This is a genomic window from Mesorhizobium sp. WSM1343 (genome assembly GCF_055901535.1).
This window is the reverse complement of record NZ_CM148370.1, coordinates 619,493-645,663: the sequence shown is the minus strand read 5'-3', so window position 1 is coordinate 645,663 and position 26,171 is coordinate 619,493. Positions and strand designations below refer to the sequence as shown.

At 64.3% G+C, this 26,171-nt stretch carries 24 protein-coding genes; 10 read left to right on the top strand and 14 right to left on the bottom strand.

What is annotated here, in order from left to right; genetic code table 11:
* Window positions 1–28: 28 nt before the first annotated feature.
* Together AC0NIL_RS03025 and sugE are read left to right on the top strand one after the other, a co-directional pair.
* Window positions 29–154, top strand: a complete 126-nt coding sequence (locus AC0NIL_RS03025) for a hypothetical protein (protein ID WP_013528464.1) — start codon at window positions 29–31, stop codon at window positions 152–154.
* Window positions 155–359: 205 nt separating this feature from the next.
* A complete protein-coding gene (gene sugE / locus AC0NIL_RS03020; RefSeq protein WP_013528463.1) occupies window positions 360–674 on the top strand; it encodes a quaternary ammonium compound efflux SMR transporter SugE in 315 nt (104 codons plus the stop codon).
* 156 nt (window positions 675–830) lie between these two features.
* Here sugE and AC0NIL_RS03015 read toward each other — a convergent pair whose 3' ends face one another.
* Window positions 831–1,259, bottom strand: a complete 429-nt coding sequence (locus AC0NIL_RS03015; protein ID WP_013528462.1) for a DUF6481 family protein — start codon at window positions 1,257–1,259, stop codon at window positions 831–833.
* 278 nt (window positions 1,260–1,537) lie between these two features.
* On the opposite strand from AC0NIL_RS03015, the gene AC0NIL_RS03010 reads away from it, so the two are divergent.
* The 3 genes from AC0NIL_RS03010 to AC0NIL_RS03000 all read left to right on the top strand — a co-directional run bounded on the left by AC0NIL_RS03010 (window position 1,538) and on the right by AC0NIL_RS03000 (window position 4,956).
* A complete protein-coding gene (locus AC0NIL_RS03010; protein ID WP_473572817.1) occupies window positions 1,538–2,599 on the top strand; it encodes an LLM class flavin-dependent oxidoreductase in 1,062 nt (353 codons plus the stop codon).
* A 117-nt stretch (window positions 2,600–2,716) separates the two neighbouring features.
* On the top strand, window positions 2,717–3,886 hold the full coding sequence (locus tag AC0NIL_RS03005) for an AI-2E family transporter (protein WP_013528460.1): 1,170 nt from the start codon (window positions 2,717–2,719) through the stop codon (window positions 3,884–3,886).
* A 68-nt stretch (window positions 3,887–3,954) separates the two neighbouring features.
* Window positions 3,955–4,956: an LLM class flavin-dependent oxidoreductase gene (locus AC0NIL_RS03000; RefSeq protein WP_064992802.1), complete on the top strand. Its 1,002-nt coding sequence runs from the start codon at window positions 3,955–3,957 to the stop codon at window positions 4,954–4,956.
* 33 nt (window positions 4,957–4,989) lie between these two features.
* On the opposite strand, the gene AC0NIL_RS02995 is transcribed toward AC0NIL_RS03000, so the two are convergent.
* Entirely contained in the window at window positions 4,990–6,009 is a 1,020-nt protein-coding gene (locus tag AC0NIL_RS02995) for a LacI family DNA-binding transcriptional regulator (RefSeq protein ID WP_013528458.1), read from the bottom strand.
* A 220-nt stretch (window positions 6,010–6,229) separates the two neighbouring features.
* Between AC0NIL_RS02995 and AC0NIL_RS02990 the strand changes: the two genes are divergently transcribed.
* Genes AC0NIL_RS02990 through AC0NIL_RS02980 form a run of 3 tightly spaced genes read left to right on the top strand, consistent with a single transcriptional unit; the run spans window position 6,230 to window position 10,091 of the window.
* Window positions 6,230–7,813 carry a sugar ABC transporter ATP-binding protein gene (locus AC0NIL_RS02990; protein WP_473572816.1) on the top strand — a complete coding sequence of 528 codons (1,584 nt, stop codon included), beginning with the start codon at window positions 6,230–6,232 and terminating at the stop codon, window positions 7,811–7,813.
* Window positions 7,810–9,126 carry an ABC transporter permease gene (locus AC0NIL_RS02985; protein WP_013528456.1) on the top strand — a complete coding sequence of 439 codons (1,317 nt, stop codon included), beginning with the start codon at window positions 7,810–7,812 and terminating at the stop codon, window positions 9,124–9,126. Before AC0NIL_RS02990 ends, AC0NIL_RS02985 begins: the two co-directional genes overlap by 4 nt.
* On the top strand, window positions 9,123–10,091 hold the full coding sequence (locus tag AC0NIL_RS02980) for a substrate-binding domain-containing protein (RefSeq protein ID WP_013528455.1): 969 nt from the start codon (window positions 9,123–9,125) through the stop codon (window positions 10,089–10,091). Before AC0NIL_RS02985 ends, AC0NIL_RS02980 begins: the two co-directional genes overlap by 4 nt.
* Window positions 10,092–10,133: 42 nt before the next feature.
* On the opposite strand, the gene AC0NIL_RS02975 is transcribed toward AC0NIL_RS02980, so the two are convergent.
* The 6 genes from AC0NIL_RS02975 to AC0NIL_RS02950 are packed head-to-tail and all read right to left on the bottom strand — an operon-like array spanning window position 10,134 to window position 17,276.
* The gene (locus tag AC0NIL_RS02975) at window positions 10,134–10,595 is read right to left on the bottom strand and encodes a MarR family winged helix-turn-helix transcriptional regulator (protein ID WP_013528454.1); all 462 of its coding nucleotides are present in this window, start codon (window positions 10,593–10,595) and stop codon (window positions 10,134–10,136) included.
* Window positions 10,592–11,176 (bottom strand): amino acid synthesis family protein, encoded by a 585-nt coding sequence (locus AC0NIL_RS02970; RefSeq protein ID WP_224674701.1) that lies wholly within the window; start codon window positions 11,174–11,176, stop codon window positions 10,592–10,594. The genes AC0NIL_RS02975 and AC0NIL_RS02970 overlap by 4 nt, the downstream gene beginning before the upstream one ends.
* The gene (locus AC0NIL_RS02965) at window positions 11,169–12,053 is read right to left on the bottom strand and encodes a UPF0280 family protein (protein WP_275953271.1); all 885 of its coding nucleotides are present in this window, start codon (window positions 12,051–12,053) and stop codon (window positions 11,169–11,171) included. The genes AC0NIL_RS02970 and AC0NIL_RS02965 overlap by 8 nt, the downstream gene beginning before the upstream one ends.
* Window positions 12,053–13,594, bottom strand: coding sequence for a 6-hydroxynicotinate reductase (locus tag AC0NIL_RS02960; protein WP_064992808.1), 1,542 nt, complete (start codon window positions 13,592–13,594; stop codon window positions 12,053–12,055). The genes AC0NIL_RS02965 and AC0NIL_RS02960 overlap by 1 nt, the downstream gene beginning before the upstream one ends.
* The gene (locus AC0NIL_RS02955; protein WP_275953270.1) at window positions 13,591–16,425 is read right to left on the bottom strand and encodes a molybdopterin-dependent oxidoreductase; all 2,835 of its coding nucleotides are present in this window, start codon (window positions 16,423–16,425) and stop codon (window positions 13,591–13,593) included. The genes AC0NIL_RS02960 and AC0NIL_RS02955 overlap by 4 nt, the downstream gene beginning before the upstream one ends.
* Entirely contained in the window at window positions 16,422–17,276 is an 855-nt protein-coding gene (locus tag AC0NIL_RS02950; RefSeq protein WP_027161092.1) for an FAD binding domain-containing protein, read from the bottom strand. Before AC0NIL_RS02950 ends, AC0NIL_RS02955 begins: the two co-directional genes overlap by 4 nt.
* A gap of 258 nt (window positions 17,277–17,534) precedes the next feature.
* Between AC0NIL_RS02950 and pncA the strand changes: the two genes are divergently transcribed.
* Both pncA and AC0NIL_RS02940 read left to right on the top strand, forming a co-directional pair.
* Window positions 17,535–18,149: a bifunctional nicotinamidase/pyrazinamidase gene (gene pncA, locus AC0NIL_RS02945; RefSeq protein WP_063169737.1), complete on the top strand. Its 615-nt coding sequence runs from the start codon at window positions 17,535–17,537 to the stop codon at window positions 18,147–18,149.
* Between the two features lie 27 nt (window positions 18,150–18,176).
* Window positions 18,177–19,595, top strand: a complete 1,419-nt coding sequence (locus AC0NIL_RS02940) for a sodium:proton antiporter (protein ID WP_275953269.1) — start codon at window positions 18,177–18,179, stop codon at window positions 19,593–19,595.
* On the opposite strand, the gene AC0NIL_RS02935 is transcribed toward AC0NIL_RS02940, so the two are convergent.
* From AC0NIL_RS02935 to AC0NIL_RS02910, 6 genes are all read right to left on the bottom strand, one after another.
* Window positions 19,596–20,324: an ABC transporter ATP-binding protein gene (locus AC0NIL_RS02935; RefSeq protein WP_275953268.1), complete on the bottom strand. Its 729-nt coding sequence runs from the start codon at window positions 20,322–20,324 to the stop codon at window positions 19,596–19,598.
* On the bottom strand, window positions 20,321–21,049 hold the full coding sequence (locus tag AC0NIL_RS02930) for an ABC transporter ATP-binding protein (RefSeq protein ID WP_275953267.1): 729 nt from the start codon (window positions 21,047–21,049) through the stop codon (window positions 20,321–20,323). The genes AC0NIL_RS02935 and AC0NIL_RS02930 overlap by 4 nt, the downstream gene beginning before the upstream one ends.
* Window positions 21,046–22,008 carry a branched-chain amino acid ABC transporter permease gene (locus AC0NIL_RS02925; protein ID WP_275953266.1) on the bottom strand — a complete coding sequence of 321 codons (963 nt, stop codon included), beginning with the start codon at window positions 22,006–22,008 and terminating at the stop codon, window positions 21,046–21,048. The genes AC0NIL_RS02930 and AC0NIL_RS02925 overlap by 4 nt, the downstream gene beginning before the upstream one ends.
* Complete coding sequence (locus tag AC0NIL_RS02920; protein WP_013528443.1) at window positions 22,005–22,886, bottom strand: branched-chain amino acid ABC transporter permease; 882 nt, start codon at window positions 22,884–22,886, stop codon at window positions 22,005–22,007. The genes AC0NIL_RS02925 and AC0NIL_RS02920 overlap by 4 nt, the downstream gene beginning before the upstream one ends.
* Before the next feature lie 180 nt (window positions 22,887–23,066).
* Entirely contained in the window at window positions 23,067–24,371 is a 1,305-nt protein-coding gene (locus tag AC0NIL_RS02915) for an ABC transporter substrate-binding protein (protein WP_013528442.1), read from the bottom strand.
* A gap of 128 nt (window positions 24,372–24,499) precedes the next feature.
* Window positions 24,500–26,167: a hypothetical protein gene (locus AC0NIL_RS02910; protein WP_473572815.1), complete on the bottom strand. Its 1,668-nt coding sequence runs from the start codon at window positions 26,165–26,167 to the stop codon at window positions 24,500–24,502.
* Window positions 26,168–26,171: the final 4 nt, after the last annotated feature.

Genomic DNA, 26,171 nt, shown 5'->3' with positions numbered 1-26,171 from the left:
TGGCTTCTCACATCAGGAGGAACGAATCATGGCTAAAGGTGCGATGAAGGCAGGCAAGGAAGCCCGCAAGCCGAAGAAGGACGCCAAGAAGCCCGCTCCGGCTCCGGCGCTGAAGGCGCCGCCGGTCAAGGCGATGAAGCTCAAGGACAAGTAGGTCCGGCGATCCACTTCGCAATAAGATTACGGCCGGCGACACTTGTTGCCGGTCGCTGTTGCTCGAGCGCCCGAAATTCTTATATTGGCGTGGCGGGGACGACCTCGCGCTTCCCCAAATCCGGACGGGACGACCCGCCATTGTTTGACGGATCGTCGGGCGCCGAAATACCTTTCGGGTCCGATGCTCTGATGGAGCGTTGTCGATGTCGTGGATTCTTCTCTTTTTCGCTGGCTTGTTCGAGATCGGCTGGGCAATCGGCCTCAAATACACCGATGGCTTCTCGAAGCTGGTGCCGACCGTGCTGACCGTTGCCTCGATGGTCGTCAGCCTCACTCTGCTCGGCCTGGCGCTGAAGGCGCTGCCCGTCGGCACCGCCTATGCGGTGTGGACCGGCATCGGCACCGTCGGTACGGCACTGCTCGGCATCTGGCTGCTCGGCGAACCGGCCACCGCGATCAGGCTGGCCTGCATCGCGCTCATCGTCTGCGGCATCATGGGGCTGAAGTTCGCCGCCTGACGGTAACGCTTGGGTCTCTTGGTTTGCGTAGGTCTCTTGGTTTGCGCATGTCGTCCTCCCAGAGCCGGGACCAGGGCGACATGCATGGGACAAACACGTTCAGGGCCGCTGCGAGGCGACCCTGGTTCTCGAAGCAGATTGCTCCGTAGCCGAGAGCTAGCGGGCGGAGAAGCCCGGAGGCGTCCGGCCGGTACGCTGCTTGCGTGCCGCATAACGCGCGTCACGCTTGGCCTTGCGTTCGGCTTCGTCGGCCAGAAGACGGGCGATGCGCTCGTTCTCTTCGGATTCCCGAATCTTGGCCTCGGCCTGTGCAGCTTCCTCGGCGGCGATACGTGCCGCTTCGGCTGCTGCCTCGCGCTCGGCCTTCTCGACCGCTTCGCGTGCCAGCTTCTCCTGCTTCAGCCGGGCCTTTTCGGCCTCGCGGATTTCGCGGGCCGCAAGGATAGCCTTGCGTTCAGCCTGCCGCGCCAGCACTGCGGGATCATCCGCCGCCGGCTTTGCCTTGAAGCGCTCGAGGAGCGCCTTCTTTGCCTCGTTTGCGGCATTGCGCCGCTCGAAAACGTCTTTTTCCCTGTAGATAGCCAAGTCCACTTCCCTGAAGTCAATTCGCGACGCTTACATACGCGCGAAAACCGAGAGTTCAAGCGCCAAAACGGCATGGCAGCCATGAAATTGTCGGCTGTTGCACTCGGGAGACGCCTTTGGAGCAATTCCAGGAAAAGTGTGAAGCGGTTTTCCGTCCGGAATGGCGACGAAGAGATAGAGCCGAAACCGACATGCACTGTTCACCGTCCGCCCCACTGGCGGCGCGGCTGAGGCGTCGCTACCTCTAACCCGAAAACCCAACACCAGGATGATATCAAATGGAACTCGGTCTCTACACATTCGCCGACGTCAGCCCGCAGCCGGGCCCCGGTGCCATCGGCCCGCATGAGCGGCTGCGCAACCTGATCGAGGAGATCGAGCTGGCCGACCAGGTCGGCCTCGACGTCTTCGGCCTCGGCGAGCATCACCGGCCCGACTATGCCGCCTCCGCACCGGTCGTGGCTCTGGCCGCGGCGGCCGAGCGTTCGAAGCGCATCAAGCTGACCAGCGCGGTCACCGTTCTGTCTTCCGATGACCCGGTGCGCGTTTTCCAGCAATTTGCCACGCTCGATCTTCTGTCGGGCGGCCGCGCCGAGATCATGGCCGGGCGCGGCTCGTTCATCGAATCCTTCCCGCTGTTCGGTTTCAACCTCGAGGATTATGACGAGCTGTTCGCCGAAAAACTGGATCTGCTGCTTGCCATCCGCGACAGCGTGAAGGTCACCTGGTCGGGCAATCTGCGTGCGCCGATCAACGATCGCGGCGTTTATCCCCGGCCCTTCCAGGACAGGCTACCGGTCTGGATCGCCATTGGCGGCACGCCGCAGTCTGCCGCCCGCGCTGGCGCGCTCGGCCTGCCGCTGGCGCTCGCCATCATTGGCGGCGAGCCGGCGCGTTTCGCGCCGCTGTTCGATCTCTACCGCGAAGCCGCCAAGCGCGCCGGCAGTGATCCGGCGGGCCTTGGCACCAGCATCAACGTGCACGGCTTCATCGCCGAGACGACCGAGCAGGCGGCGGACGATTTCTACGGCCCGCAGGCGGAAGTGATGAATCGCATCGGCCGCGAGCGCGGCTGGGGTCCGACCTCGCGGGCGCATTTCGACCAGTCGCGCGGCCCCACAGGCGCCCTGTTCGTAGGCAGTCCCGAGCAAGTGGCTGAAAAGATCGTCGCCCAGCACAAGATCTTCGGCAATGACCGCTTCCTGCTGCAGATGGCGATCGGCACCATGCCGCATGCCAAGATCATGAAGGCGATCGAACTCTACGGCACCAGGGTGGCGCCGATCGTGCGCAAGGAAACAGCCAAGCCCGCCACAGCCGTCACGTCGCCGGCAGCCTGACCCGGAGCCGGCGCGAGCGGCCTCAATCCCGAAGCCGGCTCATGGAACCCTCGCCCGTAACTCTGCGTTTCATGGAGGCGATTGCCGTGCCAAGGGGCGCCGGCTTGAGGGGTGACCATGAAAACCGAACCCACAGCCTGGGGTCAGGACGTTTCCGATGAACCGGATTCGCGCGTCGCGGCTCGCGCCGACACGCGTCTGATGCGCTCGTTGCTGATCGGCATCTTTCTGTTCATGGCCATCTACGCGCTCTATTTCGCCCGCGCTTTCTTCATGCCAGTGCTTCTGGCTTTCCTGCTTGCGCTGACGCTGACGCCGATCGTCCGGCTGCTGCGCAAGCACGGTATCCCGGAAGTGATCTCGGCAACCCTTCTGGTGCTGTTGTCCCTCTGTGTGTTCGCCACCGCCGGCTATCTGCTCAGTGGCCCGATAATCGATCTTATCAACAACACCTCGTCGATCGGCCAGAAGCTCACCGAACGGTTGGCGCAATTGCGACAGCCGCTCGAGAAGATCATGCAGATTTCGCATCAGATCGAACAACTGACCGAGACCTCGCAGGAGTCGGGCATTCAGAAGGTGGCGGTAGCGCAGTCCGGCATCCTGTCGGCGGCCGCCAGCAACATCCTGTCGGCGGGAACAGGCCTCACCATCATCTTCGTGCTGTCGCTGTTCCTGCTCGCCTCCGGCACGATGTTTTATGAAAAGATCATCCAGTCCTTCGCCAGCCTCAGCGAAAAGAAGCGGGCGCTGCGCGTCGTCTATGATGTCGAACGCGAAATCTCGCACTATCTGCTCACCGTCACGATCATCAATGCCGGCCTCGGCACGGTCATCGCTCTCGGTCTTTGGGCGCTCGGCGTGCCCAATCCGCTGGTCTGGGGCGTTGCTGCCGCCCTGCTCAATTTCCTGCCCTATGTCGGAGCACTGATCACCATCGTGCTTGTCACGGTCATGGCGTTGATCAGCTTCGATACCATCTTCTACGCGCTTCTGGCGCCGGCCTTCGTGATCTTGTGCGACATCGTCGAAGGCCAGTTCGTGACGCCGATGGTGGTCGGCAGGCGCCTCGAGATCAACGCCGTGGCGATCTTTATCGCCATCGCCTTCTGGTCATGGCTGTGGGGTTTCGTCGGCGCCCTGATGGCGGTGCCGCTGCTGGTCGTCATCAAGGTGTTCTGCGATCATTTCGATGGGCTCAGCCATGTCGGCAATTTTCTCGCCGCGCAGCACGCGGTTGTCGTCGAGGAGGACGACATCGCCGACCCCGAAGCTGTCAAAGGCTGATCAATATTTTTGAATTTGCGGCGCCGCCGGATGCTTCCTACATCCGGTCCTGACACAGGATCCCACCCATGACCGCTCTTTCCGTTCTCGACCTGTCGCCGATCGTCGAAGGCAGCGATGCCTCGCAGTCGCTGGCCAACTCGCTCGATCTTGCCCGCCATGCCGAGCGCCTGGGCTACAAGCGTTTCTGGCTGGCCGAGCATCACAACATGCCGGGTATTGCCAGTGCCGCCACAGCCGTCGTCATTGCCCATGTCGCCGGCGGCACCAAGACCATTCGTGTCGGCGCCGGCGGCATCATGCTGCCCAACCATTCGCCGCTGGTGATTGCCGAGCAGTTCGGCACGCTGGCCGCATTGCATCCGGGCCGCATCGATCTCGGCATCGGCCGGGCGCCCGGCACCGACATGGGTACCGCCCGCGCCTTGCGCCGCAATCTCGAGGCCGGGGTCGACAATTTCCCGCAGGATGTCGTCGAGCTGATGGGCTATTTCCAGCCGGCCGAGGAAGGCCAACGCATCCGTGCCGTGCCCGGCGAAGGCCAGGGCGTGCCGGTCTGGATCCTCGGCTCCAGCCTCTACGGCGCGCAGCTTGCCGCCATGCTCGGCCTGCCCTATGCCTTCGCCTCGCATTTCGCGCCGGCGGATCTGGATCACGCGCTGGATGTCTACCGCTCGCGCTTCCAACCCTCCGAGCAGCTCGACAAGCCGCATGTCATGCTTGGCCTCAACGTCTTTGCCGCGCCCACCGATGCCGAGGCTCGTTTGCTGTTCACCTCGCTGCAACAGGCTTTCGTCAATCTGCGCACCGGCCGGGCCGGACGGCTGCCGCCACCTGTCGAGAACTATGACCGCGATCTCGATCCGATGGCAAAGACCATGCTGGGCCAGGCATTGTCCTGCGCCGTCGTAGGCTCCCCGGAAACGGTGCGGCAAGGCATCGATGCTTTCGTGCGCCGCACCGGCGCCGACGAGCTGATGGTCACCGCGCAGATTTTTGATCATGCGGCGCGGGTGCGGTCGTTCGAGATCCTGGCCGAGGCGCACAAATCGCTGTCGCAGGCGGCCTGACAAGTTCTGGTACGATATATGCTGGGCGAAAAACTATGCGCTCACGCTCTGCGCAATCGCCCCGAGCGGGCGGCATGAATTGCGGATCATCAGCCGGCCCTTGAGCAAAAGCTTGCGCGGCGGCGCGTCCCTGTTGCCGGCGAGACGGTCGAGAAGCAGATTGGCCGCCTGTTCGCCGATCGCCTGCACCGGCTGCGCGACGGTGGTCAGCTGCGGCTGAAACACGTCGGACCATGGAAAGTCGTCGAAGCAGGCAACTGAAATGTCTTCCGGGCAGGACAGGCCGATGTCGCGGATCGCCTTCATGGTGCCGATCACCATCGGGTTGTTGGCCGAGAAGATCGCGCTTGGCCGATCGTGCGAGGACAGCATCTGCATGGTCGCGTTGTAGCCGTCGATCTCGTGGAAATTGCCGAAGCGGATCAGCTCCTCCGCGATCGGCAGGCCGGCGGCGTGAAGCGCCTCGCGATATCCCGCCATGCGGTCATGCATCGGCGAAATGTCCGACGTGCCGGTGATGTAACCGATGCGCCGGTGGCCGAGATTGATCAGATAGGTGATGGCGTCGAACACCGCGCGCTGGTTGTCCAGCACCACGGCATCGGTGTCGACGCCTTTGCAGATACGATCGAGCAGCACCACCGGCACGTTGGCGTCGTCGACGATCCGCTTGAGGATCGCGCCGTCGCCGACGCGCGCCACGATCAGCCCGTCGACCATGCGGTCGAGCAGCAGCTTGATCTGATCGTCCTGGGTGTTCAAATCCTCGTCCGTGCAGCACAGCATGACGGCATAGCCGGCCCGGTCGAAGGCCTGCTGGATGACCGAGACGACATCGGTGAAGAATGGGTTGGTGATGTGCGGCACGGTCAGTCCGATCGTGCGGGTCGTGCCCATCTTCAGGCTGCGGGCGATCGCGTTGCGCTTGTAGCCGATATCGCGGATCGCCTGTTCGATGCGCTGGCTAAGCTCCGGACTGACCGTCGCCGTGCCATTGATCAGCGCCGAAACGGTGGCGACAGAAACACGTGCCGCTTCAGCCACATGAAGCATGGTGGGCGCGGTGGATTTCCGGTGTTTTTTTTGCCCTGATGCTGTCATTTTCGAAACGTTTCGCCACCCTTGCCGGCCAATACGTACGGAATCCTGTCCTTTTTAGCAAGAATCGAAATGCAGTAAACATGCGGCACCTCATATCAGCTTGACATGATCGAAACGTTTAGATTAGCGTTTGCGGGAAGTTGACGAGGACGGAAGGGAGGCCGCCATTGTCATGCGAGAGAGCAGTTCCCTTTCCCCGCAGCACGGCGCTGCCGATCGGTCGGACACCGTTCTGAGCGCCGAGCATATTTCCAAGAGCTTCGGCGGCATCGCCGCCCTGGTCGATGTCAGCTTCGAGCTGCGGCGCGGCGAGGTTCATGCCTTGATGGGCGAGAACGGCGCCGGCAAGTCGACGCTGATGAAGATCCTCTCCGGCGTCTACACCGGCTATGAAGGCACGGTCAGCGTCGATGGCCACCCTGTCAATTTCGCTGGCGTACGCGACGCCGAGGATGCCGGCATTGCCATCATTCATCAGGAGCTCAACCTGGTGCCCGAACTCAGCGTCGCCGACAACATCTTCCTTGGCCGCGAGAAGCTGATCGCCGGGCTGATTGTCGACCGCAAGGCAAGCAGCCGCGCGGCGGGCGCTTTGTTGCAGCGGCTCGGCATCGAGCTCGATCCGCAAGCCCGCGTCGGTGCCCTGCGTGTCGGCGAGCAGCAGCTGGTCGAGATCGCCAAGGCGCTGTCGATGTCGGCACGCATCCTGATCATGGACGAGCCGACCTCGGCGCTGTCGCCGGCCGAATGCCAGCGGCTGTTCCGCATCATCCGCCAGCTTGCCGAGAGCGGTGTCGCCATCGTCTACATCTCGCACCGCATCGACGAGGTCATGCATCTGGCCAGCCGCGTCACCGTGTTTCGCGACGGGCGCCATGTACTGACCGAGCCGATGGCTAGGCTGGACGAAGATGCGATCATTTCGGCGATGGTCGGACGCAACCTGCTCGCTTCCTCCCAGGAAGAGCGCCACTCCGGCGGCAACATTGTGCTTTCGGTCGAAAACCTGTCGCTGTCGAAGCCCGATGCGCATGGCTGGCGCACGGTGATCGACGGCGTTGGCTTCGATCTTGCCGCCGGAGAGATCCTCGGCATTGGCGGGCTGCTGGGTTCGGGCCGAACCGAGATCCTGGAAGCGATCTTCGGCTCGAGCGATGGCCGCACCGGTGGCGAAATCCAGGTCGACGGCCGGCCTGTGGATATCCGTTCGCCCCGCGATGCAAGGCGGCTGGGCATTGCACTGGTCACCGAGGACCGCAAGACGCAAGGCCTGCATCTGCAGGCTTCGATCGCAGACAATGTCGCGCTGCCGCTGGTCGGGTCGCTGGCCCGCTTCGGCATCCGCTCGCTGGCCTCCGAGCAGGGGCTGGCGCGGCAGGCGGTCAAGGCGCTCGGCATCCGCTGCCGGGACATCGACCAGCCTGCCGGCACGCTGTCCGGCGGCAACCAGCAGAAGGTCGTCATCGGCAAGTGGCTGGCGACCAGGCCAAGGGTGCTGTTGCTGGACGAGCCGACGCGCGGCATCGATGTCGGCGCCAAACGCGAGATCTACGACCTGATCTTCAAGCTGGCGCGCGATGGACTGGCCATCGCCGTCATCAGCTCCGAACTGCCGGAGCTTTTGCATCTCTCCGACCGCATCCTGGTGATGGCCGATGGCCGCCAGACAGGCATTCTTTCCCGCGACGCGGCCAGCGAGGAGGCCATCATGCGTCTCGCCGCCCCGCGCAGGACCATATCGAGACCAGCCGCATGACTGCCCTGAAACTCCTGTCCCGTACCAAGCTCTACTGGGGCCTGATCGCCATCTTCCTGATCGGCGTGCTGGGCTCGCCGATGAGTTCCAAGGGCAACAACATCTTCCTCTCCTACGGCAACCTGCTCGACGTGCTGCGCCAGGTCTCGACCACCGGGCTGATCGCCACCGGCATGACGGCTGTCATCATCACCGGCGGCATCGATCTCTCCGTCGGCTCGCTGATGGCCATCTGCTCGGTGGTCTGTGCCATGCTGCTGACGGTCCCAGGCGTGACGCCGGGCGTCGTGCTGGGCGTGCCGACCGTCGCGCTGGTGGCGCTTTGCCTCGGTTTCGTCGTCACCCGCTTCATCTTCCAGAACCTGGCAAAGTCCCGTGCCGGCGCCGATCTCGTCCGCGAGATCAGGCTGGACGGGATTCGCGGCCTGATCACGCCCGCCGTCGTCGGCGTGGTCTTGTGCTGCCTGTCGCTGTGGTTTCTGCTGCCGCAGATCGAGCCGAAATTCGGCGTGCTCGGCGTGCTGCTGGTGGCGCCGTGCGTTGGTTTGCTGTTCGGCGCGCTCAACGGCTTTATCATCGTTGCCGGACGGCTGCAGCCCTTCATCGTCACCCTGGCGATGATGGTGACGGCGCTCGGCATCGCACGGCTGACCGCCGGCCAGAACAATGCGGTGCTGCCGGTCTATACAGGCTCCAACGCCACCGCCGATTTCGAGATCCTGCGCTCGCTGGTGTTCGGCATCATCCCGATGCCGGGCCTGTTCTTCCTCGGCGCCATCGTGATCTACGGCGCGGTGCTGCGCTTCACGCCGTTCGGCCGCTATGTCTATGCCATCGGCGGCAACGAGGAGGCGGCGCGCCTCTCCGGCATCGCCGCCGGCCGCGTCAAGATCGCCACCTATGCCGTCTCCGGGCTGCTCGCCGGCATTGCCGCCGTGCTCTATGTTGCGCAGTACCGGCAAGGCAAGCCGGATGCCGGCGCCGGGCTGGAGCTCGACGCCATTGCCGCTGTGGTCATAGGCGGCACCAGCCTGATGGGCGGGCGCGGCAGCCTCATCGGCACGTTCTGCGGCGTGCTGATCTTCGGTCTGCTCTCCAACATATTGCAGCTCCACAACATCAATTCGAACCTTCAGCTGGTGCTGAAGGGGATGATCATCATCGGCACCGTGCTCGTGCAGGAGCGCAATGCCGGTGATCTCCTGGCCTATCTGCGCCTGCCCGGCGGGCAATCGGCGCACAAGGAAACGGCCGCGGCAAAGCGGCCGTCGCAAGAGACACCGTCTCTCAATCTCGGAGGAAACAAAAAATGAAACGACGTGACATGCTGAAGCTTGCCGCCGTGACCGCGGCACTGCTGACCACCACCGCGCTGCTGACCACTGGCAACGCTTACGCGCAGGACAAGAAGTGGAAAATCGGCTTCTCCCAAGTGACGACCATCGAGCCCTGGCGCGCGCAGTTCAACAAGGACATCCTGGCCGAAGCCGCCAAGCACCCCGAGGTCGAGCTGATCATCACCGACGGCGAGGACAAGACCGAAAAGCAGGTCGCCGATGTCGAGAACCTGATCCGCCAGGAGGTCGATGCGCTGTTGGTGTCACCGAAGGAATCGGCCGGCCTGACCGGCGTCGTGCAGCAGGCGATCGACGCCAAGATCCCGGTCTTCGTGCTCGACCGCAATGTCGACACCAAGGACTACACGCAGTTCGTCGGCGGCGACAACGCGCTGATCGGCCGCGCGGCCGGCGAATATGCCGTCGAACTGCTGGGCGGCAAGGGCAAGGCTGCAGGCAATGTCGTCGAGATCTGGGGCGGCATGGGCACCCAGCCGGCGCATGACCGCCATGACGGCTTTCACGAATTCACCGACAAGGAGCCGGGCATCAAATATCTGCTCGACCAGCAATCGGGCGACTGGAAGCAGGACCAGGCCTACAATCTGATGGCCAACGCGCTGAAGAGCAACGAGAAGATCGATCTCGTCTACGGGCACAACGACCCGATGGCCTATGGCGCCTATCTCGCCGCCAAGGATGTCGGCCGCGAGAAGGACATCAAGTTCATTGGTATCGACGGCCTGCCCAATGAAGGCGTGCAGATGGTGAACAAGGGCGAGCTGACGGCGACCTTCACCTATGTCACTCCCGGTGCCGAAGGCCTGCGCCAGGCGATCAAGTTCCTCAACGGCGAGAAAGTCGAAAAGACCATTACCCTGCCAACCGAGAAGATCACCAAGGAAAACGCCGCCCAGGTGCTGAAGGACAACGGCCTCTGAGGCAAACTTCCTGCCGGGTGCCTCCTTTGGCGCCCGGCGGGTCTAAGCCAGCTTCACCAGCAGCTTCATGAAGGTGGCGATCTCCTTGGCCGAGAGCGGCGCCAGCGTCTCCTTTGTGATCTCGCGCGCCAGCGGGATCAGGCGCTCGATGGCATCGCGGCCTGCCGCGGTCAGATTGACCAGCAGCCGTCTTTTGTCGACCTCGTGCCTGGAAAGCTCGACCAGGCCGCGCGCCTTCAGCCGGTCGATGACGCCCTTGACCGTCGCCGCATCCATCGCGATCAGCGTGCCGAGCTGGTTCTGCGAGGTCTCGCCGACGTCACGCAGCTTGGCCAGCGCCGCGAATTGCGGCGGCGTCAGATCGCCGATATGCGCGGCAAAGATCGCGACATGGCGCTGATGCGCCTTACGCAGGATGAAGCCGACCTGCTCCTGCAGGAGGTAATCCTGGTCGTCCGGCGCCTCGACCTCGACCAGCTTGAGCAGATTGTCCTCGCCGCTCACCGCAGCCCATCCCAGGCTTTGATGTCATCGGCCGCGAGACCACCCATGCGATCGTGAATGCGCGGGCCACAAGTCATGGCGAGGCAGAACAGAATCTCGTCGGGGCGCGGACCATCGGACATGCCGACTTCCATGGCGTCGAAATGGCTGCGCACATAGGCGGCGTTGATGTGGCCGAGCGGCACGTCGAGCTTCGAACCGAAAGCGCCGACCTTCTTGGCCGACGGCACGATCGCCTTGGCGTCGCCGAGCCGCTCGCGCATGGCGTAGCCGCCGGGCACATGCCAGAGGGCGCCGTGTTCCAGCTCACCCGCCGCGCCGACAATGGCACCCTTGCCGTAGCCGTCGATCTGCTTGACGTCGCCGCCGAGCGCCGCGATCAGCCGGTCGGCGAGCAGCAGGCCGAGCGGCTTGAGATCGTCCATGGCGCTCTGCAGCTCCTCGACATAGCGCCCGGCGAACGGGTTCTTTACCAGCGCCATGGCGGCGGCACGGCGGCGCGGCACCTTGGCCACCGGCCCGCCCTCGTGAAAGATCTCTTCGGTCAGAACCGCGATCTTGCGGATCGGAAACTCAGGCATGGGCAACTTCCTCCCTCGAAGTTTCGTTGGGCGCGGCAAGCGCAACCGAGCCACTGATGCGGATCTCGCCGCCGAGAAACAGCGCCGACCCGGCAATAAGCCCCCGCCGGCGAAAATCTTCGGCGACGGCAAGGCCATTGTCCAGCGCGCGCGCCACTTCGCCAAAGGCAAGCGTGCCGACGCCTTGCGTCACCAGCCGCGAGCCGAGATCGCTGTCGGGCGACAGTTCGTGTGCGGAAATGCGCTTGATGGCGGGATTGCCGGGCAGGTCCACCGCGTTGGCGATGAGCGTCGCCGCCGCATCGGCTTCGGCGCCGGTCCGCGCCAGAACGGTGACGGCGTCGGCAATGCCAAGCGAGAAGGAGCGGCCACGCCAACCGCTGGTGGCGACGCCGCGAACGCCATCTTCCGCGCGGATCGTGATCCGGTCGGCCATGCCGCTGCCGGTACCGGCTACCGCCAGACCCATCGACTGGCCCTTGCCGATATGGAGCGCGCAGTCGCCGCCATTGTTGACATAGGCGCGCTCGATCTTGCGACCGGCAAGCAATGCGGCGAGCATTTCGTCGGCTACCGATCCCGCGACGGCCGCCATCGGAGTTATAAAGCATTCCGCCAGGGGCATGACGGCTGCCTCCATGCGGCGCGCCGTCGGGCCGGCGAAGGTGCGCGGCGCCAGGAAAAACGCCGGCAGCCGCAATTCGGGGAGTTCCTCGACCAGCTCCACCAGGATCGTCTGGAAGCGCGCTATGGCCTGTTCATAGGCTCGGCGGCATTCATCCGCCTCACCAAAAACCTCGACGATCAGGTCGATCGGCCCGTGGTTGAGATGCAGCCGCTTGCCGTCCTGCAGCCAATGCGCTTGCGGGCCTTGCATCACCCGGCTCCATTCGAGCCGGCACGACGTAGCTGCGCGAGTGGCGGCCATGGATTGTTGGCTTCGGCGCCTGTGCCGCGGCGCGGATTCAGGTACTCACCGCCTTTTGCGACAATATCCTCGACGCTGCGGATCTCGGCCTCGTACCCGCCGAGCCTGACATAGTCGTCGCGGCGCAGCGTGAATTCGATCGGCGCCACCAGCGCCGGTGTAGGCACATAGCCGAAGGCGCCTTCCGGCACCCGTGTGACATCGACCATCAGCGTGATGCCGCCGCCCGGCCAGACATAGACCGGCGCACCGCCGACCGTGACATAGGTGGTCAGGCCCTGAACCGAGCGGGTGAGATTGACCGGGTTTTCGGTGACGCCGGCGCGCAGCGAACCGCCGGCGCCGCCGATGAACAGCACCGTGCACAAAGCCGGCTCGCAATTGTCCTCGATCAGGCCGACCGACTTTTGCAGCCGTTCCGGAAACGGCTTTTGCACCGGCTTCAACTCGTCGTCGAGCTCGTAATAGGCGAATTGCTCGCCGGTGGTCGAAACCATCAGCAGCGACAGGCCCGGCCGCGCACCCTTCTTGGCGTTCCACTCGCCAAGGATCGACAGCGGGTCTGAAATGCTGGTGCCGCCCCAGCCGAGGCCTGGCTCGGACACCTTGAAATAGCGGCCCGGCGTCGAACGGCGGCCGATGATCTTTATCCCTGTGTCCTGCCAGCCCAGCACCTTGCCGGCCTGATGCTCGGAAACGACGCCGGTGATGTGGTCGTCGACCACCACCACCTCGTCGACAAGGCCGCGCCATTGCGTGGCGAACATGCCGATGGTCGCCGAGCCGCAGCCGACGCGCATGCGATGTTCCTGCTTGCCGTCGATGACAGGCGCTTTGCCGGCTTCGACTGTTATGGTGGCGCCGCCGTCGATGGCCAGTTCCACCGGCTTGCGGTTGCACAGATTGAGCAGCGCGTCGCAGGTGGCGCGTCCTTCGGCCTTCGAGCCGCCGGTCAGATGATGCACGCCGCCCAGCGACAGCATCTGCGAGCCATACTCGCCCGTCGTGACATGGCCGATTGCCTCGCCTTGCGATCGCACAATAGCCGTCTCGGGTCCGATATGCCGGTCGGTGTCGATCTTCACCTTGACGCCGCAGTACGAAAAAATGCCTTCCGTGACGACGGTGACGAGATCGACGCCTTCGACTTCCTGGCTGACGATGAACGGCGCCGGCTTGTAGTCGGGATAGGTGGTGCCGGCGCCGATTGCGGTGACGAAGCGGCGGCCGGTGTTGACCAGTTCGCCGTCCCATTGTTCGCCCTCGGCGACGAACGGCACGATTGCCGCGCCGGTCTCGGCCGCATGGTCGAGGATGGTCAGCGGGTCCATCCGCACGATCCTGCCGCCGACATTGCCGTAGCGGTCGCAGGCGCCGGTGCGCCCATCTGATATGTAGCACATCACCGGGCAGGCATCGCAGCGGATCTTCTCCGCCACCAGCTTCTCGCCGGGATCATGGGTCTCGAAGCGTTCGGCAAGCTCGCTCATCGGCGTGCCTCCTTTTCGCGGATGCCATCTCTTTCGCGGATGCCAGCGCGGATACGCGTCGGCGTCGCCGGTATCTTGGTGACCAGCACGCCGGTGGCGTGGCGGATGGCATTGAGGATTGCCGGCGCCGTCGGGATCAGCACATGCTCGCCCAAACCCTTGGCCCCAAAGGGTCCTTCCGGATCCGGAACTTCTATCAGGACGGTCTCGATCGGCGGCACGTCGCCTATGGTCGGGATGAGATAATCGTGCAGGTTCTCGGTGCGGCCGGGGATGTACTCTTCCATCAGCGCCATGCCGATGCCTTGCGCGATACCGCCTTCGATCTGGCCTTCGGCCAGCAGCGGGTTGATCGCCTTGCCCACATCATGCGCGGCGGTGATCTTGATCAGCTTCACCGTGCCGAGCTTGAGATCGACCTCCAACTCGGCAATCTGCGCGCCATAGCCGTAAACGGCGTAGGGTTTGCCCTGGCCCTTGGCATCGAGGGGCAGCGTCGGCGGGTCGTAGCTCTCCTCGGCGCGGAAGACGAAGCCCTCGGCATCCAGGTCCAACGTCGTGAGGTCGATGCGGCGCGTGGCTTCGCCTTCGCGGATGACGATCGCCGGGCCGTCGAGTTGGAGAGCGGCTTTTTCCGAAACATTGGCGAAACGCAGGATCTTTTCACGCAAGGCGCGGCCGGCCTTTTCGGCCGCCTTGCCGGTGACGAAGGTCTGGCGCGAGGCCGATGTCTTGCCGGCATCGGGAGTAATTGATGTATCGGCGCTCTTCAGCTGGAATCTCTCCAGCGGCAGGCCGAGTGCGTCGGCGCAGATCTGGGCGATGACCGTGTTCGAACCCTGGCCGATATCGACAGCGCCCTGGTGCAGGATGACCGTGCCGTCGGCCGCGATGCCGACCCGAATGGTCGACGGATTGGGCAGCGAGGTGTTGCCGCAGCCATACCAGCAGGACGCGACGCCGAGGCCGCGCTTCCTATCTGTGTTGGCACTGTTGAATGCCTCCGCATCGGCCGCTGCGCGCGCCCAGTGCGGCCGCAGCGATTCGAGGCATTCGGCAATGCCGACGCCCGAGTCCAGAAGCTGTCCTGTGACCGTTTCGGAGCCGTTACGAAGGCAGTTCTTCAGGCGAAAATCGAGCCTGTCCATGCCGAGCTTGCCGGCCAGCTCATCGTAGAGGGTCTCCTGCATGATCGTCGCTTGCGGCACGCCGAAGCCGCGGAAGGCGCCGGAGATCGGCCCATGCGTATGGATGGCGCGGCCTTCGGCGCGGTAGTTCGGCGTCGCATAAGGTCCGGAGGCGTGCACCGGCACGCGGTTGGCCACGGTAGGGCCCCAGCTTGCATAGGCGCCGGTGTTGAAATCGCCTTCAAAAATCATGCCGGTGACAAGGCCGTCGGCATCGGCGCCGATGGTCGCCTTCATCTCGGCCGGATGGCGCTTGGTGGTCGACATCATCGATTCGGTGCGGGTGTAGGCAAGTGCCGCCGGCCGCCCTGTCTTCATCGCCACAAGGCCGATCAGCGGCTGCAGCGAGACGTCGAGCTTCGAGCCGAAACCGCCGCCGGTCGCGGTCGGCACGATGCGCACCTTGTCGACGGCAAGGCCGAGCACCTTCGCCGTCTCGTCGCGGTCCATATAGGGCGCCTGGGTGCAGGCGACGACGACCAGCGTGTCGCCGTCCACATAGGCATAGCCGGCTTCCGGTTCGATATAGGCGTGCTCGACATAGGAGGTGTCGATGACGCCGGAAACCGTGAACGCTGCACCGGCAAGGGCCCCTTCCGGATCGCCGCGTTCGACGAAGCCGGAGGTCAGCAGGTTTGCCGGTCTGTTCTCATGGATGAGCTTGGCACCGCCGGCGCGCGCTTCGCAGGATTGGAGAACATGCGGCAATTCGGTCCAGCGGATCGGAAAATCCGAGAGGTCGATATCGAGCATCGCCTCGCGCTCGCCAGCGACCAACGCCACCGCCTCACCGCGAAGGCGGGCAAACCCTTCGGCCAGTGCCGGCTGGTCGGCGAACGGGCCGATGACGCCGAAACAGTTTTTTCCCGGAATGTCGGCTGCGGTGAAGACGCCGGCAACGCCGGGATGTGCCTTCGCCCAGCCATCGAGGTCACCGAAGGCGAAGCTGGCGTGATAATGCGGAGAGCGGATCACCAGCACCGCCAGCGCATCGGCGGGGAAGGAATCGCTGCCGAATTTCTCAGCCCCGGTGACTTTCGGCACGCCGTCGAGCCGGATGGGCGAGGAACCGATCGCGTGGCCTGACCGGGGCAAGCGGAAATCCAGGCTTGCTGCCTGCAGGGAGGCATCCATCACTGCGGCAATGATCTTCCGGTAGCCGGTGCAGCGGCACAGAATTCCGCCGAGCGCGTCCTGTACCTCGACCTCGGTGGGGCTCGCCTTCTTCTCCAGCAACGCCGTCGCCGCAACCAACAGGGCGGGCGTGCAAATCCCGCACTGCGCCGCGCCATGGGCAAGGAAAGAGGCCTGCAACGCCGACAGCCGGCCGTTGGCAAGCCCTTCCACGGTCGTCACCGATACGCCGGCAGCGGACGCCGCCGACATCAGGCAGGCGCAGACGGGATCGCCGTCGACCAGCACCGTACAGGCGCCGCAATCGCCGGCATCGCAGCCGACCTTGGTGCCGGTCAGCCCCAGTTCGTCGCGCAGCACCAGGGACAGCCGGCGCAGCGGCGGCACATTGACCGATACGACGCTGCCATTGACCTCGAAGGCGATGTCAACGCGCTCCGGGCCGCGAGCAGGCCGAACGGCGCCCAGGTCGGGCACTGCTTCACGCACGTCAGGTTGAACCTGGCTCATGCCGCCACCTCTTCGCCAGTCGTCCGCCCCACAGCCGCAAGCACGGCGCGGGCAACAATCTCGCGCACTGCATCGAGCCGGTATTCGGCGCTGCCGCGCACATCGGCGATCGGCGACAGTTCGCTCATCGGCGCGGACAGGACCGCATCGGCAAGCTCGCCATCCACCGGCAGCCCGCACAACGCGGCTTCGACGCCGGCCAGCCGCTTGGCCACCACCGAACAGGAGCCGGCCGCGACCGCCGCTTGCCGGACGGTGCCATTGTCGACGGCCAGACGTGCTGCCACCATGGCGATGGAAATGACGAGGTAGCGCCGGGCGCCGAGCTTGACGAAAGCCGACGTGCCGCTGGGCTTCGGCACGCGGATCGCAGTGACCATCTCACCGGGCAGCAGAGCCGTACGGCGGTTGCCGAGAATGAAGTCCTGCAACGGCAGGTGCCGCGTCGCTGCCACCGAGCGCAGCTCGACCTCGGCATCGAGGACGAGCAGGGCCGGCACGCCGTCGGCGGCAGGCGAGGCGTTGCAGAGATTGCCGGCGACCGAGGCGACGTTCTGGATCTGCGCCGAGCCGACCTCTCGCGCCGCCTGCTTCAGCGCCTCGAAGGCCGGCGGCAAGGGATGGCGGACGATGTCGGTCCAGGTCGTGCGCGCGCCGATGACGAAATGGTCGCTCGTCTCGGCAATGCCGCACAGCGCCGCCAGGCCGTTAATGTCGAGAACATTGTCGCGGATCGGTTTGCTGCCCTGTGCCGGATAGAAATCGGTGCCGCCGGCAAGGATGCGCCAGGCGCCCTCGCCAAGCAAAGCGAGCGCTTCGTCGACCGAGGTGGGTTTCGCGTAACGGATCACGCTTTGCCTTCCCGAAAAGAGGCCTTCCAGAGCTGGTACTTCGAAAGATCCTTCCAGCACAGGGGTCGGAAAATTCATTCGTATGCAAATGATATCAAGCTGGCAGGATTTGTCAAAGCCGGAGTTTGCCGCGGCGCCGCCGGCACGCATTTGTTATGGCTTGAGAGGTTGACGCGGCCGGCCATCTGGTCAAGTTTCTGCGTCCGGTCGCGTCAGCGGCATTTTCCACTGGAGCCTGCATACGGAAGAGGAAAGCCCATGGCCGACGAAGCGCTTGTCGTCATCGACCTGCAGAACGATTTTTGTCCCGGCGGCGCGCTGGCGGTTGCCGGCGGCGACGAGATCGTGCCGCTGGTCAACGACCTGATCCGGCGAACCGACCATGTCGTGCTGACGCAGGACTGGCATCCCGCCGGTCACTCCAGCTTTGCTTCCAGCCATCCGGGCGCGCAGCCCTTCACCATGATCGAAATGCCGTACGGCCAGCAGACGCTGTGGCCGGACCACTGTATCCAGGGCAGCCTGGGCTCGGATTTCCATTCCGGCCTCGCCTGGACCAAGGCCGAGCTCGTCATTCGCAAGGGATTTCGGCCTGATATCGACAGCTACTCGGCCTTCTTCGAGAACGACCGCACGACCCAGACCGGCCTTGCCGGCTACCTCCGGGAGCGCGGCATCGACACGCTGACCCTGGTCGGGCTGGCGACCGATTTCTGCGTCGGCTTTTCGGCGCTGGATGCCGTCAGCCAGGGCTTCAAAACCACAGTGCGGCTGGATGCCTGCCGCGGCATCGATCTCAACGGTTCGCTCCATGCCACGCTGCAGCGCATGCGCGACGCCGGCGTGAGGCTCGAAGACCCTTTGTCGGACTGACGGATCGTGAGGCGCAAGAGGGGCTTTTTGTGGGTCGCGACGAAGGCGGCAATCGTTGTGGCCGTGCTGTTTCCGGCACAGGCTTTCGGGGCGGAGGAACACGGCCTGCCCGGCGCTTCGATGTCGCTGTGGTGGGCGCTGCCCTTTGCCGGGCTGCTGTTGTCGATCGCCACTGGTCCGCTGCTGTTTCTTCATGTCTGGGAGCATCACTACGGCAAGATCGCGGCCCTTTGGGGCGCTCTGGTGATCCTGCCGCTGGCGGTTGCCTTCGGTGTCTCCACAGCGACCGAAGCGGTGCTGCATGCGTTGCTCACCGAATACATGTCGTTCATCATCCTGCTGTTTGCGCTGTTCACCATTTCCGGCGGCATTCTCCTTGCTGGCAACATTCACGGCACGCCGCTGGTGAATGCCGGCCTGCTGCTGGTCGGCGCGCTGCTGGCCTCGGTGATCGGCACGACCGGTGCCTCGATGATCCTGATCCGGCCGATCATCCGCGCCAACGATAACAGGCCGTTCAACGCCCATGTCGTCATCTTCTTCATCTTCCTGGTGTCCAACATCGGCGGCTCGCTGACGCCGCTTGGCGATCCGCCGCTGTTCGTCGGCTTCCTGCGCGGCGTCGACTTCTTCTGGACGACGACGAACCTCTGGCGCGAGACGCTGTTCGTCGGCGGTGTCGTGCTGGGCGTTTTTCTGGTGATCGACATCATCCTGCACCGGCGCGAGGCTGGCGCGCCGAAGATCAAGGATCCGACACCGGATACCAAGGTGCGCCTGCGCGGCCTGGCCAACCTTCCGCTGCTGGCGGGGGTGATCGGCGCCATCCTGCTATCGGCGGCTTGGAAGCCGGGCGTCAGCTTCTCCGTGTTCGGCGTCAGCCTGGAACTGCAGAATCTGGTGCGCGACGCCATGATCCTGGCGCTCGCCCTCGTTTCACTTGTCATTTCGCGCAAGGAATACCGCGAGGCCAATGGCTTCAACTGGGGTCCGATATCAGAGGTGGCCAAATTGTTTGCCGGCATCTTCATCTGCATCGTGCCGGTCATCGCCATCCTCAGGGCAGGCCATGAGGGTGCGCTGGCGCCGCTGGTGTCGCTTGTGAGTTCTTCCTCCGGCCAGCCCAACGATCTAGCCTATTTCTGGCTGACCGGGGCGCTGTCATCCTTCCTCGACAATGCGCCGACTTATCTGGTGTTCTTCGAGCTTGCCGGCGGTGACCCCCGGCACCTGATGACGGAGTTCGCTTCGACGCTTGCCGCGATCTCGGCCGGCGCGGTGTTCATGGGCGCCAACACCTATATCGGCAATGCGCCGAACTTCATGGTCTACGCCATCGCCCGACATCGCGGCGTGAAGATGCCGGGCTTTTTCGGCTATATGGCATGGTCGGGCCTGGTGCTGATCCCGACATTTTTGGTAGCGGGTTTTCTGTTCTTCGGCTGATCAACCCACGCCGACATAACGGCGCACCGCTGACGGATCGGCGCGCAGTTCTTGGACATCGACTGTCTCGCGGTTGCGGCCGTTTTCGACGAAGGCAACGCGGTCGGCGACAGAAAGCACTGCATCGACCCGTTGTTCGACCAGGATGGTCGACACGCCCATGTCACGCAGCGTCGACACCGTCTCGCGGATCTTGGCGATCATCGACGGCATCAGCCCTTCGGTCGGCTCGTCGAGCAATAGCACCTGCGGTTCGAGGCAGAGTGCACGCGCCATCGCCAGCATCTGCTGTTCGCCGCCGGACAGTGTGCCGGAACGCTGCCGCAGCCGCTGGCGCAGCAATGGAAAGAGGTCGAGCACGTTTTCACGCGTCGCCTTGCCCTTGCCGCGCGCCATCAGGCCGATCTCGATGTTTTCCGCCACCGTCATCTCGGCGAACAATCGCCTTCCCTGCGGCACATAGGCGACGCCGGCCTTCGGCACCTCATGTGCCGGCAGCCGGGTCAATTCCTGGCCATCGAGCCTGATCGAGCCGGCGCTCGAGGGGACCAGTCCCATGATGGCCTTGAGCGTCGTCGTCTTGCCGGCGCCATTGCGGCCGAACAGGCACAGCACCTCCCCCTTGTTCAGCACCAGGTCGAGCCCGTAGAGCACCTGGACCTCGCCATAGAAGCAGTCGAGCCTCGAGATGGTGAGCGCTTGAGACTTCGGCTCGGCCTTGTTTGTCATGGGGCGGTCCCCAGATAGGCTTCCTGTACGGCCGTATTTTCGCGGATCGCTTCGGGCGTGCCTTCGGCGAGGATCTTGCCGGCATTGAAGACGGTGATGCGGTCGGCCAGTTGCATGACGACAGGCATGTTGTGCTCGATCAGAAGCATGGTGGCGTTCTTGGCGATCTCGCGCACCAGGGTGATGAAATTGTCGATCTCGCTGTCGGCCAGCCCTTGCGTCGGCTCGTCGAGGATCAGCAGGCGCGGCTTCAGCGCCAGGCCCATCGCCACTTCCAGCAGGCGCTGATGGCCGTAGGACAACTGCCCGGCCGGCATGTGGGCGCGATCGGCCAGGCCGGTGCGTTCGAGTGCGGTCATGACAGCGGCCTGTATCGCGCTCCTGGAATGGCTGCCATGCCGCAGCGTCAGTTGCGCGGGCAGCGCGACGTTGGCGTAGACGGACAGGTTGGCATAGACGCTGGTGAGCTGGAAGGTGTAGGCGATCCCCCTGCGGACCCTGACATAGGCAGGCAGATTGGTGATGTCGGCGCCGTCGAAGACGATCATGCCGGCAGACGGCTGGATGCGGCCGCTGACCAGGCTGACGAAGGTGGTCTTCCCCGCTCCATTGGGGCCGATCACGGCGCGGATTTCGCCCGGCATCAAGGAGAAATCCACACGGTCGACGGCACGCAGGCCGCCGAAGTCGCGAGAAAGGCCCTTGGTGGTCAAAAGCGGCATCATGGCAGCCACCCGAGCCAGCGCTGCCTAATGCTGCCCAGAATGCCTTTGGGGAAAAACAGCACCAGAAGGATCAGCGCGATGCCGACGATCAGCAGATAGGCGGAGGTGTAGCCGCTGGTGATATCGATGACATAGTACATGAACAGCGTGCCGATCAGCGGCCCGAGCGTTGTTGCAGCACCGCCCAGCAGCACCCACAGCAGCGGCAGGATCGAATATTGCACCGACGCGAAGCTCGATCCGACATAGCCGAACAGCAGCGCATAGGCGGCACCCGAGGCCGCGCAGATGATGCCGGAGATGACGACGGCGGCGAGCTTGTTCGAAAACGTGTCGTATCCGAGCATCTTCGTACGCTCCTCATTTTCGCGGATGGCGACCAGCACGCGGCCATAGCGGGAGCGGACGATGGCCAATGTGACGAGCAGCACGATGGAAAACAGCGCCAGCGCTGTCATGTAGCGCACCGTCGGATTGGTGAGCTCGAGCGACGTCGCGCCGAAGCTCAGCACCCGCGCCGGCTGCGGCACGACCATGCCCTGGTCGCCGCCGGTCCACGTCGCGAAGTAGAGGATGAGGAGGTAGAACACTTGCGCGAACATCATGGTGACGATCATGAAGGCGACGCCAGTGGTGCGCAGCGCCAGCAGGCTGATCACGAGTGACACAACAACACCACAGGCAAGCCCGGCGGCGAACGCCGCTGGTACGCTCCAGCCGAGCTGGATGACGGCAAGGCCGGCGCCATAGAGCCCGGCGGCAAAGAACATGGCATGGCCGAGGCTGAGCAGGCCGACATAGCCGAACAGCATGTTGTAGCCCATGGCGAACACCGCCAGCACCATGATGCGGGCGAGCAGGCCGTGATAGTATTCCGGCAGAAGGAAGCTCAGCACGAAAAGCAGCGCGACGACGCCGAGATGCAGGGCATAGGCTTTTACCGGCGAAGCTTCGCTCATCGCGACCTCGTCCCGAACAAGCCTTGCGGACGGAACACCAGCACCATGGCGACCAGCAGCGTGGCGATGATCTTGGCCAGCGTCGGCGAGAAGAACATCGAGATGATGCCGTCGGAGAGACCGATCAGCACGGCGGCGACGACCGTGCCGCGCAGCGAGCCGAGGCCGCCGATGATGACGACGATGAAGGAGAGCAACAGCGGGTCCTGCCCCATCAGATAATGCGCCTGGCTGATCGGCACGATCAGCACCGCGGCAATGGCCGCCAGCATGGCGCCAAGCGCGAAGACGCCGCCATAGACGCGGCCGACGGGAATGCCGAAGGCCTGCGCCGTCTCGCTGTCATACTGCGTGGCGCGCATGACGAGGCCGATCCTGGTGCGCGTCAGCACCAGCCATGTCGCGGTGAGCAGCAGCGCGGAGGCGGCGATGACAGACAGTTTGTAGCCGGAGTAGCCGAACCACGGCAAAAGGATACGGTAGCTGAACGGCGGCTCCACCGGCCGCGCCTCCGGACCGTAGAAGGTCAGCGCCAGCTGCTGGATGATGTAGAGCATGCCGATGGTGGCGACGATGGTGGCTTCCGGATTGTAGTTGAGCCGGCGCAGCACCAGCCGTTCGGCGACCAGCGCAATGGCGCCGACGATCAGCGGAGCAATCACAAGTGCGGCCAGGAAGCCGAGCGCGGGATGGCCGCCAATGGCTGTGGTGATCGCCCAGGCGAGCACGGCGCCCAGCATGAAGAACTCACCATGCGCGACATTGACCACCCGCATGACGCCGAACACCAGCGACAGGCCGAGCGCGGTCAGCGCCAGCACGGCTGAGGTGACGAGGCCTTCGAGGGCGGCGAGGAGGAGGTGGGGACCGAAGTGCATGCTACACGCCCAGCGATAGCGCAATCGCGCCCCTTGCGGGGGGTGAGGAGTGGTCCGCGCAGCGGACGGAAAGCCAATTGCTTGGCTTTCCGAACGACGAACGCCCGGAGCGACAGCGAAGGGCCGGGTCCGGCAGGACAGAGGGGGGCGGCCTGGCGCTCACGCTTGTGCTGGAGCAGCTCACAGCGCCTGCGTCGTATAATCCCCTTCGGCCTCGTAAAGTCCGTCCTCGATCTTGGTCTTGTGCACGACCTTGAGCTTGCCGCCTTCGATCTTGGAGATGTTCTGGATGCCAAAGCACTGGTGGATCTTGCCGTTGAAGGTCTTCGGTCCCTGCGGATGTTCCGGACCTTCGGCGAATTCGGTCAGCGCCTCGGTCGCCTCGACCAGCTTGGCGCGGTCTTCCGGTCCCTTGTAGCCGGCGTCCTCCATCGCCTTCTTGACGACGTAGAGCGTTTCCCAGCAGCCGAACATGTGGGCTGCGGTGGAGACGTCCTTGGGGTCGCCGACGGCGGCGCCATTGTCGTCGATGCCGACAGCAGCGCGATAGGCCTTCTGCGCCTCGGAGTCATCGGCCTGCGCATAGCGCGGCGAGCCTTCCCAGAAATGGCTGCCATCGAGGAATTCGAGGCCGGGGCTGTTGATGTCGGTGGCTTCGAGCGAATCGATGAAGCCGAACAATTGCGGCCGGTTGGAGCCGTAAAACTCACCAAGCTCCTTGACGAAGGTGAGCACGGCCGGGCCGACCATGACGTGGTAGATCACCTCGGTCTCGGCCGGGATCTGCGGAAAATACTTGGTGAAGGACGATTCCGTCGGCGGGATGGCGATCTGCGCGATGACCTCGCCGCCTTGCGCCTTCAGCGCCGGCGGCAGGTAGTCGCGGTGGTCGTAGCCGAAGGCGAAATCCGGGAAGATCTGCGTCACCTTCTTGCCGGCGTTGGCCGCGATCCACGGAGCCATCGACTGGATCTGGCTCTTCACGTCGGTGATGCCGGGCTGGAAGACATAGCGGTTCAGCTTGGTCGAGGCGACGTGATGGCCTTCGCTGACGACGAAATAGGGCATCTTGTTTTCGCCGGCGGCGGGCGCCGAGCCGATGACGACATGCGAGAACAGCGTGCCGAAGACGATGTCGGTCTTGTGCTGGGTGGCGAACTTGCCGACCACCTCGGCGCCACGGCCGGGATCGGTGCCGTCATCCTCGATGATCACCTCGACCTGACGGCCATTGATGCCGCCGGCGGCATTGATCGCCTTGACCGCGGCAGCCGTGGTCTTTTCGTACCAGCGGCCATAGGCAGCGCCGATGCCGGTGCGGTGCGACTGGAAGCCGATCTTGATCGGCGCCGAACTCTGCGCCTGGGAATAGCGGACGAAGCCAGGGGCAAGGCCGAGGCCGGCGCCTGCGGCCAGACCTTTCAGTGCGGTGCGGCGGGTGAGCGTGGATCTGGAGAGATCGAAAAACCCATTCTTGTCAGTCACGGCAGTTCCCCTGTTTTTGAGTTTTGACTGGCTGCAACGAGGCAAAAAATCGCATGTGTACAAACTAAATCACCAAAGCCCCGACGTGGCAAGCGGGCTTTCCCCGAAGGCATGCTGGTCGCCTTTTCTCATCCGACAGTCGGCGTGGCAAGCAACCAGAGGCCGAAGACGGTGTAGGCGATCATCAGCAAGGTAAGCGGGAACTGGCTGAGGGCTGCGCGGGAGGGCTGTGGGTGCAGGCGCCAGGCGAAGCCGTGAGCGACGAGGACGGCGAGCACATGGCCCAGGATGATGGCGCCGGCCTGGATATTCCACAGCCACCACGCAGAGTCCGCCCCCGCAACGATGCCGGCCTCGATCTGCATATCGGCGGTGCCGAACAGGTTCCAGCCCATCGCGAACGGATCGGAAAGTGCCGCAAGCGCATATTGGCCGTCGACGAGCAGCGCCGTCAGATAATGCGCAATGTGATAGGCAAGCGCGATCGGCACGATCGACCACACCAGCTGACCGGCCGCCTGGTTAAGAATGTGGTCGCTGCCGGCAAGACGTTGGCCGAGCCAGACGGCAAGCAGGAACACCGCCGCCAGCAGCGCGAATGTCAGGATCAGCCCGAAAGTGCCGCTGCCGATCAGCGCCGTGCGGCCGGGAACTTCGAGCGGGTTGATGCCGAACAGGCCGAGCCAGAAGAAGGTTTTCGACAGGCCGTCGAAGGACACCGACGACAGGGCGAGCAGCAGGAAAGCCATGCCGCTGGCCGGCAAGGGCTCCGCGGCCAGCAGCTTGGCGCCCGGCCAGCACAGGGCAAGCCGGCCATGTTCGTTCCGTACCACAATTGCGAAACGCGCCACCATGGAGAAGAAGACCGTCAGGAATTCGCCGCTGCGGCTCCAGCCGCGATAGCCGAACGCCAGTATGGCGAGGAAAGAGAATAGCCAGTAGAGGCCGGCGGCCACGGCCAGACGCGCCGGATCGTCGGGCGCCGGATCGATGAGTTCGAACCAGGCAAAGGCGAAGAACAAGATGGCCGCAGGCCAGCAGCCGACCCATCGGGGCAGGCGCCATGTCCCGGTCCCGAACAGGCGCGAGGCGATACGCCATGGTCCATACCAGGGGTTCAGCCATGACCAGAGATCGCCGAAGAGGCCTTGCAACAGCGTGACGCCGGCCCACAAAAGGGTCCAGATCACCAAAGGCAGCGGGTTTGAAAGCGGGTCGCGGCTGCCGAAAAGGCCGGCGGCGATGAGAATTGCAAAGCCGGCAAAGGATATCAGGCTGATGGCGGCGCGGGCGCTGTCGCCGAAGGTGAACAGCGGCAGGCGTCGGCGCCAGAAGCGGTCAAGCGAAGCCGCCGGCAGCAGCGCCAGGACGAGGAAGCTGACGGCCACGGCGAAGGCGCCTCCGACCAGATAGTAGCCGGTCGGCAACAGCAGGACGTGGCCCCGGTCGGAGGCGTGTGCGCAGGCGGGGGCGGGAAATATGAGCGATGCGGCTGTAAGCAACAAAGCCAACGATAGATGACGGCACCCTGCGGCGCCCCCCTCTGTCCTGCCGGACCCGGCCCTTCGCCGTCGCTCCGGGCGTTCGTCGTTCGGAAAGCCAAGCAATTGGCTTTCCGTCCGCTGCGCGGACCACTCCTCACCCCCCGCAAGGGGGGAGATTGGCAGTTCGCTCGATCGGCGCTTTTCGTTGGGCGTCGAAAATTGGCGAAAGCGGAGATGACGTCCAATCTCCCCCCTTGAGGGGGAGATGTCCGGCAGGACAGAGGGGGGCGCCAAGGAACTCGGCCTATCCAAGAGC

Excerpts from the sequence above, each read along its gene's own strand:
- AC0NIL_RS03025 (WP_013528464.1), top strand. The coding sequence starts at position 29 with ATGGCTAAAGGTGCGATGAAGGCAGGCAAGGAAGCCCGCAAGCCGAAG.
- sugE (WP_013528463.1), top strand. The coding sequence starts at position 360 with ATGTCGTGGATTCTTCTCTTTTTCGCTGGCTTGTTCGAGATCGGCTGG.
- AC0NIL_RS03010 (WP_473572817.1), top strand. The coding sequence starts at position 1,538 with ATGGAACTCGGTCTCTACACATTCGCCGACGTCAGCCCGCAGCCGGGC.
- AC0NIL_RS03005 (WP_013528460.1), top strand. The coding sequence starts at position 2,717 with ATGAAAACCGAACCCACAGCCTGGGGTCAGGACGTTTCCGATGAACCG.
- AC0NIL_RS03000 (WP_064992802.1), top strand. The coding sequence starts at position 3,955 with ATGACCGCTCTTTCCGTTCTCGACCTGTCGCCGATCGTCGAAGGCAGC.
- AC0NIL_RS02995 (WP_013528458.1), bottom strand. The coding sequence starts at position 6,009 with ATGCTTCATGTGGCTGAAGCGGCACGTGTTTCTGTCGCCACCGTTTCG.
- AC0NIL_RS02990 (WP_473572816.1), top strand. The coding sequence starts at position 6,230 with ATGCGAGAGAGCAGTTCCCTTTCCCCGCAGCACGGCGCTGCCGATCGG.
- AC0NIL_RS02985 (WP_013528456.1), top strand. The coding sequence starts at position 7,810 with ATGACTGCCCTGAAACTCCTGTCCCGTACCAAGCTCTACTGGGGCCTG.
- AC0NIL_RS02980 (WP_013528455.1), top strand. The coding sequence starts at position 9,123 with ATGAAACGACGTGACATGCTGAAGCTTGCCGCCGTGACCGCGGCACTG.
- AC0NIL_RS02970 (WP_224674701.1), bottom strand. The coding sequence starts at position 11,176 with ATGCCTGAGTTTCCGATCCGCAAGATCGCGGTTCTGACCGAAGAGATC.
- AC0NIL_RS02965 (WP_275953271.1), bottom strand. The coding sequence starts at position 12,053 with ATGCAAGGCCCGCAAGCGCATTGGCTGCAGGACGGCAAGCGGCTGCAT.
- AC0NIL_RS02960 (WP_064992808.1), bottom strand. The coding sequence starts at position 13,594 with ATGAGCGAGCTTGCCGAACGCTTCGAGACCCATGATCCCGGCGAGAAG.
- AC0NIL_RS02955 (WP_275953270.1), bottom strand. The coding sequence starts at position 16,425 with ATGAGCCAGGTTCAACCTGACGTGCGTGAAGCAGTGCCCGACCTGGGC.
- pncA (WP_063169737.1), top strand. The coding sequence starts at position 17,535 with ATGGCCGACGAAGCGCTTGTCGTCATCGACCTGCAGAACGATTTTTGT.
- AC0NIL_RS02935 (WP_275953268.1), bottom strand. The coding sequence starts at position 20,324 with ATGACAAACAAGGCCGAGCCGAAGTCTCAAGCGCTCACCATCTCGAGG.
- AC0NIL_RS02930 (WP_275953267.1), bottom strand. The coding sequence starts at position 21,049 with ATGATGCCGCTTTTGACCACCAAGGGCCTTTCTCGCGACTTCGGCGGC.
- AC0NIL_RS02925 (WP_275953266.1), bottom strand. The coding sequence starts at position 22,008 with ATGAGCGAAGCTTCGCCGGTAAAAGCCTATGCCCTGCATCTCGGCGTC.
- AC0NIL_RS02920 (WP_013528443.1), bottom strand. The coding sequence starts at position 22,886 with ATGCACTTCGGTCCCCACCTCCTCCTCGCCGCCCTCGAAGGCCTCGTC.